Source organism: Candidatus Chryseobacterium colombiense (assembly GCA_029203185.1).
Taxonomy (GTDB): Bacteria; Bacteroidota; Bacteroidia; order Flavobacteriales; family Weeksellaceae; genus Chryseobacterium; species Chryseobacterium colombiense.
Map to the genome: position 1 here is coordinate 3183636 of CP119310.1, position 16796 is coordinate 3200431.

The 16796-nt window shown below is 35.3% G+C and carries 16 protein-coding genes and 1 pseudogene; 2 read left to right on the forward strand and 15 right to left on the reverse strand.

The annotated features are described in order from the left end of the window. Positions 1-8: 8 nt before the first annotated feature. Positions 9-1253, reverse strand: a complete 1245-nt coding sequence (locus tag P0Y62_14375; protein WEK71815.1) for a DUF445 domain-containing protein — start codon at positions 1251-1253, stop codon at positions 9-11. Between the two features lie 127 nt (positions 1254-1380). Between P0Y62_14375 and msrB the strand changes: the two genes are divergently transcribed. Together msrB and P0Y62_14385 are read left to right on the forward strand one after the other, a co-directional pair. Further along, positions 1381-1824, forward strand: coding sequence for a peptide-methionine (R)-S-oxide reductase MsrB (msrB, locus tag P0Y62_14380; protein ID WEK69027.1), 444 nt, complete (start codon positions 1381-1383; stop codon positions 1822-1824). A gap of 130 nt (positions 1825-1954) precedes the next feature. Next, on the forward strand, positions 1955-2710 hold the full coding sequence (locus tag P0Y62_14385; GenBank protein ID WEK69028.1) for a murein L,D-transpeptidase catalytic domain family protein: 756 nt from the start codon (positions 1955-1957) through the stop codon (positions 2708-2710). Positions 2711-2752: 42 nt separating this feature from the next. Here the strand turns inward: P0Y62_14385 and P0Y62_14390 are convergent, their stop codons facing one another. From P0Y62_14390 to P0Y62_14455, 14 genes and pseudogenes are all read right to left on the reverse strand, one after another. Further along, entirely contained in the window at positions 2753-3154 is a 402-nt protein-coding gene (locus P0Y62_14390; protein WEK71816.1) for a TlpA disulfide reductase family protein, read from the reverse strand. Between the two features lie 101 nt (positions 3155-3255). Then, on the reverse strand, positions 3256-3876 hold the full coding sequence (locus tag P0Y62_14395) for a hypothetical protein (protein WEK69029.1): 621 nt from the start codon (positions 3874-3876) through the stop codon (positions 3256-3258). A 61-nt stretch (positions 3877-3937) separates the two neighbouring features. Beyond that, a pseudogene (locus tag P0Y62_14400) lies at positions 3938-4915 on the reverse strand (serine hydrolase). A 165-nt stretch (positions 4916-5080) separates the two neighbouring features. Next, positions 5081-5650 carry a helix-turn-helix domain-containing protein gene (locus P0Y62_14405; protein ID WEK69030.1) on the reverse strand — a complete coding sequence of 190 codons (570 nt, stop codon included), beginning with the start codon at positions 5648-5650 and terminating at the stop codon, positions 5081-5083. A gap of 19 nt (positions 5651-5669) precedes the next feature. Then, a complete protein-coding gene (fabF, locus tag P0Y62_14410; GenBank protein WEK69031.1) occupies positions 5670-6911 on the reverse strand; it encodes a beta-ketoacyl-ACP synthase II in 1242 nt (413 codons plus the stop codon). Position 6912: 1 nt separating this feature from the next. Next, positions 6913-7338, reverse strand: a complete 426-nt coding sequence (locus P0Y62_14415) for a PaaI family thioesterase (protein WEK69032.1) — start codon at positions 7336-7338, stop codon at positions 6913-6915. A gap of 4 nt (positions 7339-7342) precedes the next feature. After that, positions 7343-8611, reverse strand: a complete 1269-nt coding sequence (locus tag P0Y62_14420; protein WEK69033.1) for an acetyl-CoA C-acetyltransferase — start codon at positions 8609-8611, stop codon at positions 7343-7345. A 10-nt stretch (positions 8612-8621) separates the two neighbouring features. Beyond that, positions 8622-9227 (reverse strand): TetR/AcrR family transcriptional regulator, encoded by a 606-nt coding sequence (locus P0Y62_14425; protein WEK69034.1) that lies wholly within the window; start codon positions 9225-9227, stop codon positions 8622-8624. A 127-nt stretch (positions 9228-9354) separates the two neighbouring features. Then, positions 9355-9771 (reverse strand): OsmC family protein, encoded by a 417-nt coding sequence (locus tag P0Y62_14430; protein WEK69035.1) that lies wholly within the window; start codon positions 9769-9771, stop codon positions 9355-9357. A gap of 92 nt (positions 9772-9863) precedes the next feature. Continuing rightward, positions 9864-10730: an AraC family transcriptional regulator gene (locus P0Y62_14435; protein ID WEK69036.1), complete on the reverse strand. Its 867-nt coding sequence runs from the start codon at positions 10728-10730 to the stop codon at positions 9864-9866. 274 nt (positions 10731-11004) lie between these two features. Next, positions 11005-13674 carry a TonB-dependent receptor gene (locus tag P0Y62_14440; GenBank protein WEK69037.1) on the reverse strand — a complete coding sequence of 890 codons (2670 nt, stop codon included), beginning with the start codon at positions 13672-13674 and terminating at the stop codon, positions 11005-11007. A 108-nt stretch (positions 13675-13782) separates the two neighbouring features. Next, the gene (locus P0Y62_14445; protein WEK69038.1) at positions 13783-14151 is read right to left on the reverse strand and encodes a hypothetical protein; all 369 of its coding nucleotides are present in this window, start codon (positions 14149-14151) and stop codon (positions 13783-13785) included. A gap of 173 nt (positions 14152-14324) precedes the next feature. Then, positions 14325-15011: a response regulator transcription factor gene (locus P0Y62_14450; GenBank protein ID WEK69039.1), complete on the reverse strand. Its 687-nt coding sequence runs from the start codon at positions 15009-15011 to the stop codon at positions 14325-14327. A 97-nt stretch (positions 15012-15108) separates the two neighbouring features. Beyond that, complete coding sequence (locus P0Y62_14455; GenBank protein WEK69040.1) at positions 15109-16656, reverse strand: HAMP domain-containing sensor histidine kinase; 1548 nt, start codon at positions 16654-16656, stop codon at positions 15109-15111. Between the last annotated feature and the right edge of the window lie 140 nt (positions 16657-16796).

Consider the following 16796-nt stretch of genomic DNA (forward strand, 5'->3'; position numbering starts at 1 on the left):
TAAAATTTTCAGAGGAAAAAATGCGAAATTGTATAAATAATCAATCCAACCAGTCCGCCAACTAAAGTCCCATTAACCCTGATGAATTGAAGATCTTTTCCAACTTCCAGCTCCAGTTTTTCGCTTAATTCTTTTCCCTGCCAGTTTCCAACGGTTGAACTGATGAGGTTTCCGAACTGATGGGTGTTTTTCAGGATATATTTATAAGCGGTTACGCGAATCCAGTGATCGATTTTATTCTGAAGGATTTCGTCAGTTTTTAGGTTTTGCGAAAATTCGTTCAGATTTTTTGAAATATAATTTTTTAAAGAAGACTGGTCTTCCTGTAATTCTTTTTTCAATGTGTTTTTAATGGAAATCCAGATGTCATTTGAATATTCATCAAGTTTATTGCCTTTTAAAAGGTCATTTTTAATGGTTGCAAATTCATCTTCCCACTTCGGATCCTGTTTGAGTTCGTTGGAGAAATCATAAATTTTTCGGGTAACCAAAGCTCTGATTTCATGGTTGGGATCTTCTTCCACTTCTTTAAAAAAATCTGAAAGTCCGCTCGCAATTTTATCAGCAATTTTATTGTCAACAAAAGCCGGAATAAAGGAATAGCTTCCTTTTTTTACGCGCTTCTGAATCATTTCGTCATTTTCAAGAATATAATTTTTGATCTGTGACGAAAGGTTGGTGATGATTTTCTGATGATCGTTTTTGTCTAAAAGATAGGTGATTCCATTTCCGAGAATGACATTTAATTTAATTGTATCCGTCATTTCCGAAACCTTTTTGCTGATGAAATGGCTTACTTCAGAATCATCAAGCTTGTTTAAAATATCTAAAACAATATCTGAAAGGTTTTTAATTAAGATGTCCTGGTTTTTTTCTTTTACGAGCCATTCACCTACAAAACCCGAAACTTTTAATTTCTGGATATAAGGACGGATATTCTGAGGTGAGAGAAAATTATTCACTACAAAACTTCCCAGATTGTCACCCAGTTTTTCCTTACTGTTTTCAATTAAATTCGTATGTGGAATGGGCAATCCAAGAGGATGACGGAACAGTGCTGTAACCGCAAACCAATCTGCCAAAGCACCTACCATTGCTGCTTCGGAAAAAGCACGGACGTAACCGATCCAATGAGAATCGTTGGATTTCTGTAGGATCGTGGTCATGATAAAAACGGCCGCCATCAACAGAAATAATCCGGTGGCGAATGCTTTATATTTTCTTAACTGTTTTCTTTTGGCTTCATCATTCATATTCTCAAATTTAGTAAATTTGGGTATGTGATTCATCTTATTTTATAAGACGTTTAATTAGTCTAAAGACTTTAACACTACAAGAATGTAGTAACTGTACTATAATTTAAATACTTAAAATTATTTCATGGAAAACCAAGCAAAAAACAATCCATACTATTCCAGAACAGACCGTACAAAACTTGATATTCCGAATGAGGAGTGGGAAAAAGTCTTAGCTCCGGATGTATACGCGATCGCAAGGGAGGCCGCAACAGAAAGACCCTTCACCGGAAAGTATAATGATTTTGATGAATTGGGAGACTATTATTGTGCGGTTTGCGGAAATCATTTATTCCGTTCGAATACCAAATTTTCGAGCAGCTGCGGCTGGCCGAGTTTCTTTGAAGCTGACAAAGAAGGAGTATATTATAAAAGAGATACAGCTTACGGAATGGAAAGGGTAGAAGTGCTTTGCAAAAGATGCGATTCTCATTTGGGGCACGTGTTTGATGATGGTCCGAAACCTACAGGATTACGGTATTGTATGAATTCTATAAGCTTGGAATTTGTTCCTGATTCTGAAAAATAACTCTGCTTTAAATCACAAAATCAGGAAGTTAAAGTTTCTTAAATTGAGTTAAACTTTGTGGAGTTATTGTGTTTCAACTCATTATGTTTTATACATTTGCCCCACTCAATTGAATTTAACATAATATTGAATGAAAGGATTTTATAGCGTATTAAGTATTGTTTACATGATTACGACTTCATTCTATTTGTCTCCCAAAAAGGCAATTGTGACGAATGAGGTCAGTACAAAAAAAGTTGAAAGAGTAGAAGACACGAAATCTGAGAAGACGGCCAATACAGGATCTTCATCAGAAGAATTATACAAATCTATTGGATTTGAACAGGGACATGAACTTAACGAAGAAGTTTTCTTCAAAGCCTTAACTGGTTTTGAGAATTTGAAGAAAGCTGGTTTGCTTAATCAGGACTCGCATCTTCTTACGATATGCGATTTTTCTATGTCCTCCAATACCAAAAGACTTTGGGTAATTGATACTGAAGAAAAGAAAGTTTTGTTCAATTCTTTGGTTGCTCACGGGAAAAATACAGGTGAAGAATTTGCAACGAACTTTTCCAATACGGAAAGCTCGCTTCAAAGCAGCTTAGGGTTTTACATTACAGATGCAACGTATAGCGGAGACAACGGATATTCTCTTAGATTACTGGGGATGGATAAAGGTTTCAACGATGCAGCTTACAGAAGAGCAATCGTAATGCACGGTGCAGATTATGTAAGTGAATCATTTGCTGCAATGCACAAAAGAATTGGAAGAAGCTGGGGATGCCCTGCAATTCCGAGAGATTTGACACAGCCGATCATTAATACAATAAAAGGAAGAAATCTTCTCTTTATTTATTATCCTGATCAAAACTACCTTTCCAAATCGGAATGGTTGAAATCATAAAACAAAAGCAGTCAAAAAATTGACTGCTTTTTATTTTGAAAATTATTGCAGATATTTTTTCATTATATTACTGGCTTCTTCAATATCATTGCTGAGCCGGGCAATGATTGTTCCGTTTTCATCAATAATAAAATGAAGAGGATAGCCTGTTGCATTTACCTTCTTTTGGAAGTCTTTATTGAGATCAAAGAAATTATTCCAGTCAGCATTATTTTTCTTTAGAATATTTTTAGTGAGTTCTATTCTGTTGGGCTTTTGCTCATCGGTAACCGTAATGAAGTTTACATTTTTGTCTTTGTATTGATGATATAAATTTACAATTTCAGGCATACCTTTTATACAGGGCGCACAAGTGGTTGACCAATAATCAATAAATGTTAGTTTATACTTTTTGAAATCTTCTGCTGTTAATCTATTCTGCTGATCAAAATAAATATCAGGAATTTTTTTCCCAACAGATGCAGATTGTTCTGCTTTTAAACGGGCTTCAACCCCTTTGAATAATTTATTTTGTTTAAAGGTTGTTGAAAACAGATTTAGGTTTTTTAAATAATCAGGTGATAATCATGCAGAGTGTAATCATTTACGATTTCCCATAATGCAACATATGAATTTGGATTTTTCTTGATGTATTCCCCTAAAAATGCCTGCTTTTTGTCCATACTTACCAAGCTGTCCCATCGATCTGAATTGTTGGATTGGACATACAATGGTGATAATAATTTTTGTAAAGTCTGATACTCTTTATTGGTTGGAGAACCTAGATTAAGATCCAATTTGTTGAAGTTGTGAGGTAGCTTAATAGTGAGTTTTCCTTTTTCCAGAAAAAATATCTTGGAGCCTACAAAGGTTTGGGTTTGATGATCCGTGTGGCCGAAAGCAACAGGTTGAGGATATTCTAAAAAACCACTAATGATATTCTCCTGTTGAATTTTTAAATAATATACTGAATGATCCGAATTGATTTTCGTACTAAAATCTGATACGTTTTTGTTAGGTTGTATTCTGAAAGTATAAAGATCACCAAATCCCTTTCTTGTTATGGGAGCTCCCAACATAATGCTGTCATTAATATAGGAATCTGAGGTAAGGTTAATCGTAAAGTTATTTTGAGAATATAGGAAATTGAAAATAAAGATTAATAAAACATACTTCAGTTTTGTCATAAAATATTTTGTAGTGTATGTGCTAACTTACGAAAAAAATGGCATTAAATGTATTTCCATTTTACTTCGTTTCTATATCTACAATTTTTTGCCCTCTTTCTCCCAGATAATGAACGACCAGTTTTTCATAGACTTTATAACCTTCATCAGCATTGGTAAAAATTAAAATTCCCTGTTTGGATTTAGGTAGTATAAAAGTGATACACTGACTTCCCAAATCTGAGCCTCCATGAGATAAGGCAAACTCATCATTTCCGAGGTCATAGATCTCGAAGCCAAGCCCGAAATATTTATTTTCTTTCGTTTTTACCTGCTTTTTTGTCATTTCCGAATAAGTATCTTTATTCAGACTTCCTCCGTCAAGAATACTGACCAGAAAATTTCCGTAATTTTCTATTGTGGTGTGCAGGTCGTCTGCTGCGTTTGCTGTTTTATTTTTTACGGTCTCATAAGGTTTTCCGGTTTTATCATAGCCGATCGCGAATCTTGATTCATCGGTTTTATCATTCCAAACATAATTGGTGTCATGCATTCCCAAAGGTTGAAACAGGAGTTCTTTTGCTATTTCTTCAATGCTTTTTTTGAATTTACTTTCTATAGCTTTTCTTAGATATTCCATACCTTCACCCGAATATTGATATTTTGTCCCAGGTTCAAAATCGAAAGTTAATTTCTTATTTTCCCTCATCCATCGCCAGTTTGGAAATCCTGTCTGGTGACTCAGAATGATTCTGGTAGTTAGCTTTTTGGTTCGGGGATCATCCGCAATATCTGGGTCTGTCCAATATTTATAGACAGGTTCATCAAGGTTCCATTTTCCTGAACTGGTCAATTTCAGAGCAACCATTGCAGTAATTGGTTTGGTAAGTGATGCTACATTGAACATTGTATTATAAGGTGCTGAAATTCCATCCTTGATTTCGCCAAAAACCTGAATCTGTTTTAGCTTTCCGTTTTCAATAATTCCGAGTCCGAGAGTTCGAATATGATTTTCCTTTAACCAGTTTTCAATGGTACTATTGTCATTAAAAATAGGATCAGTAGTTTTTGCCTGTGCATTGCTTTTAATAGAAAAAAGAAAGAAGATGAAAAGGAGAAAATGAATTGTCTTTGTCATTGTTTTTATTTTTCAGCAAAGTTTCAATTTCTTGTTTCTAAGACAAAAAAATTAACCCGACAAAAACCCGACAATTATATTTTTAAATTATATCATGTTGAATTTCAGTTTGTAATGAAGCTTTTGCTTTCTGTCAATTTCAATTGTGTTTCGAATGACAATAAATAAATTGGATAGAACAATGAATACCATCATTCCTAAAGTATAGTTTCCTCTAAGTCTCAGAAAGATCCATAACATGAAAACGATAGGTGCGGCAATTGTCCAGAGAATCTGAATGGAAATGATCTGTTTGGCTACCATATTTTTTTGCTTCAGTTTAAACATCAGAAGAATGGGCACCAAAATATTTAATGGCGGAAATACTATAAAAGGAATCGATGAAAGATTGATGATTTTGAGTAAGGAATAATTGATTGTTGTTTCCTTCTTATTTTCCTGAACTGAAGTATGCTCTTTTTCAGTTTCTGTGCTTCGGATATTTTGAAGAATATCTTCCGAAATTCCCAAGGTTTTTGATAACGTTCGAAGTGTATATCCTTTAGGGATTGTTCCGGCTTCTATTCTTTGTATTGTTCTTACAGAAATACCGGAGCTTTCTGCCAACTCTTCCTGAGTCAGGTTCTGAAGCTCCCGTATTTCTTTTAGTTTTGACATTATTCCTGAGAGAATAAAGTTAAGAAAACTTTTTAAAGATCAAAGTTGCATTATGTCCTCCAAATCCAAATGCATTACTCAATGCATAGTTGATATTCTTTTCTTTAGCTTCTCCAAAAACGATATTGATATCTTTAGGAATATTTTCATCAATCTTATGAAGGTTAATCGTTGGCGGAATAATTCCGTTTTCAATAGCTTTAATGGAAAGAATAGCCTCTGCCGCTCCTGCTGCTCCCAATAAGTGACCTGTCATTGATTTTGTAGCACTGATGTCAAGATTTTTATCTCCTTTAAATAATTTATTAATACCATTGAGCTCAACCAAATCTCCCATCGGAGTGGACGTTGCATGAGGATTAATATAGTCAATATCTTCTGTGTTGATTCCTGCTTCCTTTAACGCCAATTGCATCGCTTTTATGGCTCCGACTCCATCTGGATGAGGTGCTGTCATGTGGTATGCATCGGCTGTCATTGCTGCTCCTACCAGTTCTGCATAGATTTTTGCACCTCTTGCTTTGGCATGTTCATATTCTTCTAAAATTAAGGCTCCTGCGCCTTCTCCCATTACGAATCCGTCTCTTTCTGCATCGTAAGGTCGGCTTGCGGTTGCGAAATCATCATTTCGGGTAGACATTGCTTTCATAATGGAGAAACCTCCGATTGAAGCAGGAGTAATGGCGGCCTCAGAACCACCGCTTACGATCACTTTTGCTTTTCCTAATCTGATATAGTTGAAAGCATCCATTAATGCTGTATTTCCAGTAGCACAAGCTGAAATAGTAGTGTAGTTAATTCCCTGAAGACCGAACTTCATGGAAATCATTCCCGAAGCCATATTGGCGATAAATTTAGGGACGAAAAAAGGATTAAAACGGGGTGTTCCGTCACCTTTAGTAAATTCCATTACTTCGCTTTCGAAAGTCCACATTCCGCCTTGTCCGGTTCCCCAGATCACTCCTGTGTCAAACGGATCCATATTTTCTAACTCAAGACCTGAATCTTTCAGTGCCTCCGTAGTTGAATACATAGCGTATTGTGAAAAAAGATCGCTTCTTTTGATTTCGTTGTGTGTTAAATGAACTTTAGGATCAAAATTCTTAACCTCACAGGCAAAGTGTACTTTAAATTTTTCTGTATCGAAATGGGTGATTTTATTAGCTCCGCTTATCCCGTTTATACTGTTTTGCCAAAATTCTTCGACATTATTTCCCAATGGCGTCACTGCACCAAGTCCTGTAATGACAACTCTTTTCATACTAGTTATTAATTTTGAATAAATTAGAGGTTCCTCGTGCAATTAATCGTGTTTTGTCTGCATTCCATATTTCGCATTCTGCATTCACAAATTGCTTTCCTCTTTTGATGATTTTTGTTTCAGCTACAATATTATCATTTTCTTTTGCCGTTGAAAAATAATCGATGCTGTTATTTATCGTTACGATAAAGTTTTTTTCATTTAAAGAAAACATGGTGGCCCCAATTACGTCATCAAAAATTGCAGCGGTAACTCCACCATGAAGATTTCCCATTGGATTCAGCCACTCCGGTCTTACCGTATATTGAAACTCCAGTTGTCCTTTCTCTGCAGAAATTACGATCGGATTCAGCCATCTCATGAACGGAGAAGGTGAGGCTGTGAATTCTTTTCCGATGAATTGCTTTAATTGTTCTACTCTGTCCATACTTTTATTTTTCTAAGATCATCGTTACACCTTGTCCGCGAGCGGCACAGATCGAAATAAAGCCTTTTCCACTGCCTTTTTCATGGAGTAATTTTGCTAATGTCCCGATGATTCTTCCGCCGGTTGCTGCGAAAGGGTGGGCTACAGCTAAACTTCCGCCTTTTACGTTCAATTTATTTCTGTCGATTTTTCCTAATGCTTTTTCCAGTCCGAATTTTTTGGCCAGATCATCGTTTTCCCAGATTTTTAACGTTGCTAAAACCTGTGCTGCAAATGCTTCATGAATTTCATAATAATCAAAATCCTCCAGACTTATTCCTGCTTTTTTCAACATTCTGTCGGCTGCGAAAACAGGGGCAAGAAGTAAATTTTGTTGATTTTCAACATATTCAATCCCGGCAACTTCTGAAAAAGTGATGTAGGCTAAAATAGGTAAATTATTCGCTTTTGCCCATTCTTCACTTGCCAATAAAACGGCAGAGGCTCCATCAGTAAATGGTGTAGAGTTTCCTGCTGTTAAAGTTCCGTTCTGTTTGTCAAAAGCTGGTTTTAAAGAAGCTAATTTTTCCAAGCTTGTATCACGGCGAAGATTGTTGTCTGTATTTAAACCAAAAGCAGGAGTGATCATATCGTTAAAAAATCCTTCATCATAGGCTTTTGCCATGTTTTGATGACTTTTCAATGCTAAATCGTCCTGTTCTTCACGGGAAATCTGGTAATATTTTGCAGTAATTTCTGTATGACCACCCATTACCAAGCCTGTTTTCGGTTCCTGACCTTTGTAAGGAATCGGCATCCAGTCTTTTAGTTTCGGACTTAATAATTGTTTGATCTTTCCGAATGCAGATTTTTCCTTATTGGCTTTCAGTAAAGCTTTTCTTAATCTCGGAGAAGATTCAAAAGGGATGTTGCTCATGGCTTCAACACCGCAGGCAATTCCGCTTTCAATTTGTCCTAAAGCAATTTTGTTTCCGATGTAAACTGCAGCTTCAATTCCTGTATCACAGGCCTGCTGCAAATCGCACGCAGGAGTTGCCGGATCAAGAGAAGTTTCCATAACGGATTCTCTGATGAGATTGCTTTCGGAAATATGTTTGATTACCGCACCTCCTGCGACTTCACCCAAAAGTTTTCCTTTCAGATGATAGCGGTCAATCAGACCATTCAAAGCAGGAACCAGTAAGTCCTGATTTCCTTTATCCGCGTATGCTGTGTTGATTCTGGCAAACGGAATTCTGTTGTATCCTACAATTGCCACTTTTTTTGTTTCCATATGGTGAAGTTTATGATGGAATAATTTTAAGTTCCTGATTGATCATGAGCAATATTCTGTCTAAAGCAAGATTGAGGTATTTTTCATCTCCGGTAGTTTTAGAGAGTAAAATTCCGCCCTCAACGATCATAATGAATAATGATCCGTATTTGTCAGCATTTACATGAGCGTGTATTTCACATCTTTCCTGTCCTTCTGTGATGACCGTTTTTATAGTCCTGATCCAGCTTTCGAAAGATTCTGTAACTTGTTTTCTTAAAACAGGGAAGGTATCATCTGCTTCAGTTGCTGCATTCATTATAGGGCATCCTCCGTTTTCAAAAACAGCTTTCCAGTTTTTTCTGTAAAAATCCACAAATGCTTTCAGCTTATCGATAGTACTGGGAAATTCGTTGCCCAGCGAGCGAGCCATATTTTTCCCCAGGAGACCGGAATTGTATTTGTATGCTTCAAGAGCCACTTCATCTTTATTTTCAAAATTTCCGTAGATGCTCCCTTTGCTTAAGCCGGTTGCCTGTGTAATATCAGATAAAGACGTAGAAGTATAACCTTTAGTGTTAAACAAAGATGCCGTTTTTTCAATAATATATTGTTTTGTCTTTTCTGCTTTTGACATTTTGAAGACTTTATCATGCAAATATACAAAAAATATACCGACCGGTATATTTTGTTTGAAAATTAAATCTGAACCCCGGATTGAGCTCAGATTTAATAATTTATAGATCGACTCCGTTTCAGAGATTTTAAGCCAAAGTAGCTTCCAGAGTAATCTCAAAATTGAAAGCAGCACTTACTGGGCATCCTTCTTCAGCAATTTTAGCATATTTCTGAAATTCTTCTTCTGAAATTCCCGGAACTTTTGCTGTTAATGTCAATTCAGACCTTGTGATTTTTCCAATATTGGGGTCTAACGTGATGACAGATTTTGTAGTTAATTCTTCAGGAGTATAACCTGCCTGAGAAAGTTCTGCACTTAATTTCATGGTAAAGCATCCCGCATGAGCTGCAGCCAATAATTCTTCAGGATTTGTTCCGACTCCGTCCGCAAAGCGACTGTTGAAAGAATACTGGGTTTGGTTTAATGTTGTGCTTTGAGTAGTGATGTGTCCGTTTCCTTCTTTAATAGTACCGTTCCAAACGGCTGTTGCGTTACGTTTCATAATGTTTTGTTTTTTTTGTGTTGTTACTATTGTTATTTTTTGATGTTACAAAGGTATATCAGATATTGTTCCGGATAAATACACAAATCGACTTAAATATTGTACTTTTTTCCCGAAGTGTAGTTTTTCTTAAAATTTGCAGGTGTGCTTCCGATTTTATTGGTAAAAAGTCTGTTGAAATATGCCGGATCTTCGTAGCCTAAATCATAAGCGATTTCTTTCACAGGTTTATCAGTATAAAATAAAAGTCTTTTGGCTTCCAGCAGAATTCTGTTGATGATAAATTGGTTGGGAGATTCAAGGTTTAAACTTTTAAATTTATGAGTTAATGTTTTCGGAGCAATATGAAGGAAGTCAGCATAATCCGCTACATGATGCTTTTCCCTGAAATGAATTTCCAGATGTCGGCTGAAATCACGAAAAATATCGAGTTCGTTGGTTGGAATTTTCAGGTTATCACTATCCAGATTTTGTTTTTTCCATTTTCGGGTGGCCCGAATGATAATCTGTTTTACATAAGTTCTGATCATTTCTTCGGCGGAAGAATCTTTCCATTCCAGCTCGTCTTTTATGCTTTGAAATAGATTTTGAATGATAAGGTTTTCATTTTCATCCAGCTCTACAAAAGGAATTTCAAAAACATTATGGAAAAGCAATCCGTCACAGGCAACTTCTTTATCATGAATCTGAATGCAGTAAAAATCGCGGTTGTAATATAAAAGATGAGATTCTTCTATACCATTTTCAACTTTTAAATGTTGGTTGGTCAGAAAAAATAAGGCCGGTTTTTCTGTTGTATACTGTTTAAAATCTATGGTCAATTCATACCCGGAAGGAACATAGAATACTTTAATTTCAGATTTATAGTTGGAATCTTTGAATGTTTGCAGATTCTTTTCAGAAAAAGTTTCAAAACCTAATTTCTTATAATGATCTTCAAAGATAAGCTTCTGTGACATAGATTTTCTTTAAGATAAAGGTACAAAAAAGCATGGCTTCTCAATTGTTAAATTATTGAAACCATGCTTTTTCAAACCATTAAGGGAATTAAGCGATTAAGATGAATTAAGAAAAATCAATTTGATTTTTAATAAGCATAACGTTGAAGTAAAGCTCATCTTAATAATCTTAACGTCTTACCAGAGATCTTAATGGTTCAAATTTATTTCGAATGATTTAGAATTTATGAGAAATAATTATCAATCAAACTTTAAAATTCTCAAACACTCAAATCTAGAACGTTACATCAAGTCCGACATAAAAATTAGCTTTCATAATCGGAGCATATACCATTCCGCCATCAAAATAATTTCCGAAAGGATTTTTAAAATCAACGATTGCGTTCTTCTGATAATAAGAAGTCAGGTTTTCTCCTCCTAAATATGCTCTGATTTTTTTATTGAAATTCCTTGAAATTTGAGCATTCAAAATTGCATAAGATTCGGAATAGGTTGGCAATTGAAATTCTTCAGGATTTGATGACGTGTTGGGAAGCCTTTGTTTTCCTACCCAATTCAATGTGGTGTCGAAACTCCAGAAACCACCATTGTTATTTTTATTGGTAGAATAAGCCAGATTCACAAAACCTCTGTGCTTTGCCATGAATGGAATTTCACGTCTTCCTCCTAAATAATCCGCCTGAACATCATAATATTTATAAGCCAATCTTATATCAAAATTCTTGAAAGGTGTAAAATCCCACTGAGTCTGGAAAGAATTGGCAAAAGATTTTCCGTCTAAATTATAGAAAGTAAGTTGTTGAGGTGAGCGGTCCAGATCCACCAAAACCTGATTCTGGAAATCTGTTCTGAAAAAGTCAGCAACAACCGTAGATTTTCTTCCGAAAAGTTTGAATTCCTGTTGCAGACTTGCTCCATAATTCCATGCGATTTCAGGCTTTAAACCATAAATATTTCCTCCGTTTTGTAAAATCTGAACATTCCTGTTCGAGGCAAAATATTGCTGGCTTTCCGCAAAAATATTCGCTGTTCTGAAACCTCTTCCTGCAGAAAGTCTCAAAATAGTTTGTGGAGTAAAATCGTATTTGAAATTCAGTCTTGGTGTGAACTGAGTACCTGCTAAATTGTGGAAATCAACTCTTGCTCCTGCCACCAAAGTATATTTTAAACCTGTCAATGTATATTCTGCAAAAGCTCCGGGAACAATTTCATTTCGTTTAAAATGATCCGTTAAGTATGTTTCATCATATCCGTCATACATAAAACTTGCTCCGGCTTTGTATTTATGATTGGTATTTCCAAGAATACTTTCAAAGATCAGATTTGAATAATAGGTCTGCTGTTTTCCGGAATAATTTCTTAATCCGAAGAAACTATCCTGTTGATGATAGGTATATTGATTCATCCATCCTAAGCTTTGATAAGGTTTCCCTTTGAAAACATATCCTGTCTTATTCCAAACCTGAAATCTCGAAATATCAATTCCGACACCGTAAAGGGATTGCTTGTCCTGTGGAATCTTTTTATCGAAACCAATTTGTCCGGCTGTTCTTTCGTCTTTAATGAAGTTAATTCCAAAATGGGAACCCAATCCTGACTTTTCCAGATCGTTGTAATTCAAGAGATAAGCTGTATTTAGCTGAGTTCCTTTGGGTCTGTCAAGAAATCCATCGTTATTCATATCGGTGTCTCCGAAAGTTCCGTTTCCGTGAAGCAAAAACGTCTGTGACCATTTGTCATTGATCTTGGAAACACTGGTAATATTCGCTTCGGCTCTTCCGTTAAAATCTGCGAAAAGATTGAGTGAGGTTTCCGGTTTTTCGGCATTTTTCAGCAATTCCGTATTGATTTGCCCTGTAATGCTTTCGTAACCGTTTGTCACCGTACTTCCGCCTTTCGTCAGCTGAATACTTTCAATCCATCTTCCGGGAATAAAATTTAATCCGTAAGCAGAAGCTAGCCCTCTGATTTCGGGTAATAATTCTTTCGTTAGACTCGTATATTTTTGGTCTAAGCCTAACATTTTTAACTGTTTTGTTCCGGTCACAGCATTGCTGAAAGAAACATCAACGGTTGCATTGGTTTCAAAGCTTTCGGATAAATTACAGCAAGCAGCTTTTAATAATTCTTTTTTATCAATAGTAAAAACTAATCCTGCTTCTTTTTTGCTTAAAGAGGTTGCTGCTTTCGAACCTGTTACGGTAACGCCTTCAATTTGTTTTTCATTCGCCTTATTGTGCTCAGTATGATTACTGTGTTCAGATGCTGCACCTTCTTCGGTGTGAACTTTTGGATTCGCTTTTTCAAAAGGAATTTCTCTGTCATAAAGACAACACGCGGGCAAATTTTTGTAAGTATTGTCGTTGGATTTATACTTTTCATTGTCGTGGCCAACTTCTGCAATTTTCCTTAAAATTGTATCTGAGGAAGTTTTTGCCGAATTAAAATTCAAAATAACAGTTTGTGTTTCTGCATTCCATTCGGCGGATTCTGCTCCTGCATCTTTGGCTGCTTTTTCAATTCTTGCTTTGCATGATTCACAATTTCCCTTTACGTAGAATTCATTCTCTTTTTTTGAATGATGATCATGATTTTCAACCGGTTTTGTTTGTAGATCCCTTTCGTAATGACAACACCCGGGGAGAGCTTCATATGCTGCGTCGGACGCTTTAAATTTTTCATTGTCATGTCCGGCTTCTGCAACCTTTTTCAGAATATCATCAGTGGAAGTTGACCCGTCAGTTTCTAGCATTAAAGTTTGTAAATCGATAGAATATTCCGCTTTTTTTGCTCCTGATTTTTTGGCGGTACTTTCTATTCTTTCCTTGCACATGTCGCAGTTTCCCTTTACTTTGAATTGACTTTTGGAAAAATGCTGAGCGAAAATAAATTGTGTAGATAATAAGAATATACCAAGAATAATCCTGGAAATATATAATTTCATGTTGTTTAAAATTTAGATTAATTAGATTTAATGTAACAATCTAGCGATGTAATAATCTAATAATCATTGATAAATTGCTAAACTGATACATTGATACATTTTATTTAATTAAGCTATTTTTGGCGGCTGCCAGATTTCTTTTAAACGATCTGAAATATACGGATCGGAGTATTGAAACTGTAAGTTTTTGTTTGATTTATAGTAAGAAATGTCCAATTGAAAACTCTTCGAAAAAGGAGTTTCTATAAAAGTATAACACGCCACGCATGTTGAACAGCAATCATCATTACAATGAGATTTTTGTTCTTTCTTGTTATGGTTATCTTTTGAATGTTCTTTATGATCGTTTTTGCAGCAATCCATTCCGGATTCAGATTTGCAGCAAGTTTCCTGCATGTTTTGAGCATAGAAATTATCTTTAGGAACCAGGAAGATTCCTAAACAGAAAATAAATACTATGATCTGTGCCCATTTCACAACGACAAATTTACGAAAAAATTTAAAGAAGATCTCCCTCTTTTTTAGCGCAGTCATGCCAAGATTCTCCGTGAGAAGTGTTCAATTCCGCTTTTGGTTGATTAAAACAAAATTAGCAAAACATTTCGAAATGTCTTGCTAATTTAAATAATATCTTGTTCTATTGAAGCCGCTTAGTTTTTTACTAAGAGTCTGAATCCTTCCCCGTGTACGTTGATGATTTCCAACCCTTCATCGTCTTTTAATAATTTACGAAGTTTTGCAATATAAACGTCCATACTTCTTGCGGTGAAGTAGTTTTCTTTCTTCCAGATTTTTCTTAAAGCAAGATCTCTTGGCATGAAATCGTTTCTGTGCAGGCAAAGAAGTTTCAGAAGTTCATTTTCTTTTGGTGACAGCTTGTATTCATTATCCCCAACTCTTAATTGTCTCAGCATAGAGTCGAAGAAAATGTTGCTGATCTTAAACTGTTCCTGCTCTTCATTTTCCAGTGTAGAGCTTCTCTGAAGAATGGCTTTGATCTTGTATAAAAGAAGTTCTGTATCAAATGGTTTGGTAATGTAATCATCTGCTCCCAATTGATATCCTTTTAAAATATCCTCTCTCATATTTCTTGCGGTCAGGAAAATGATCGGAGTGTTCTTATCAATTTTTTTAACGTCTTCTGCCAACGAAAAACCGTCTTTTTTAGGCATCATGACATCAAAAATACAGATGTCGAATTCATTTTCTGTAAATTCTTTTAATCCCTGTTCTCCATCTGTGGCAAGAGTAACTTCGAAATTATTTATTGTCAAATAATCCTTCAACACTGCCCCGAAACTCTGATCGTCCTCTACTAATAATATTCTGTTGCTCATAGTTTTAAATTAATTAAAATTAATATGTAAGAATGAACGGGTCACTCTTTTCTTCTTATATTTTGTTATTTGGTTTTATTTATTAAATCTTTCTTTTTTAGCTCATTGGAAGTTTGATTGTAAACGTACTTCCGCTTCCTTTATGAGAGTCTACAATGATTTGTCCTTTATGCAGCTCTACAATTTTCTTTACATAAGACAAGCCTAAACCTTGTCCTTTTACATTGTGAATATTTCCGGTTTCTTCCCTGAAGAATTTTTCGAAAATTTTCGTTTTATTCTGGGTTTCCATTCCCATTCCTTTGTCTGAAACTTCAATTACATAGAAATGCCCTTCGTTTTTTGTTTTAATTGTAATTTCCGGTGCTTCCGGCGAATATTTATTGGCGTTGTCCAAAAGATTCACCAGCATATTGGAAATGTGAAATTCATCTATTTTAAAGACATAATTCGTCGCATTAAATTCTTGATTAAGTGTCCCGTTTCTTTGCTGGACGATCAGATTGAAAGATTCTGTTGTCCTCTTGATCAGTTCTCTTACATTGGTTTCCTTTAAGAATAATTTGACTTCATTACGCTCAAGCTTAGACATATTCAGGACGTTCTCCACTTGCTTTTTCATCCTCAGATTCTCCTGTTTGATCAGTTCCGAATAATATTTTACTTTATCGGGATTGGTCGCAATTTTATCATTGGCTAAAGAATCTGTGGCAACGGAAATGGTTGCCAGCGGAGTCTTAAACTCGTGAGACATATTGTTGATGAAGTCTGTTTTTACTTCTGCCAGTTTTTTCTGCCTCATCATATAATTAATGGAAATAATATAAATTCCTAAAATCGTAAGTAATGAAAGGAATGTTCCCAAAAGCATCGGCCAGTTATTCATGGCTAAAGAATATTCCTTTTTCGGGAAAACTAAAGTAAGTCCGTAAATGGTCCTGTCCTTTTTATCGGTGAAAAGAGGATAGTTGTAGGAATTATTATCTTTTTTCTCTTTATATATTTTGTCGGCAATACTTGTGAGTTTATTGTTTTTGTCGGTAATTCCGTATCCGAAACTGGCGGTGATCCCTCTTATTCTGAGCTCTTTGGTAATAACAGAGTCAAGAACTTTCTGATCTACTCTCTTGGTGATCGGAAGATTATTGCCATAAACTTTTACATATTCTTTCATGGAATAATCGCCCGTTTCGATATCCTGATTGATATCTGCTGTAAGAGGTTCCCGATTGGTCGTATCTCTTTTTAGCTTATAGGCCGCTTCATCTGTATATAAAGTGGTAAGTTTTATGGAGTCGCCTTTTTGGGAAATAGGAAGCTGGGTTTTCTCGATAATATTTTTAGAATAGATGATCTGTCTTTGTGTTCCGGAATCTTCTGTTTGCTGTATCGTTGTTAAAGAAGGTTGCTCACTGTTGGCTAAAATATTTTTTCTGAAATCCTTAAAATCTTCATTCAGATATTTTTCGACTTCAATTTCGCCAATAGTTTTTGAGGTGCTTTCGAGAGCAGAATACACTTTGTTTGTGAATTCCTGTTCCAATGCTCCATAATAACCTTTCAGCCAATAAAACTGGAGTGTGACAAAAACGATCAATGAAATCGTCATAAACACTGAAATTATTGGGATGAATTTGTTATTCATTATTTAATTTTAATAGTTTTTTATAATTGTGAATGTTAAAATTAATCATTTTATGATTTGATAAACAAAATACGGGCCATAAAATTGTATAATTTTTCTTAAAAGAGTGTTTTTTAACATTTATTTATAAATATTTAATC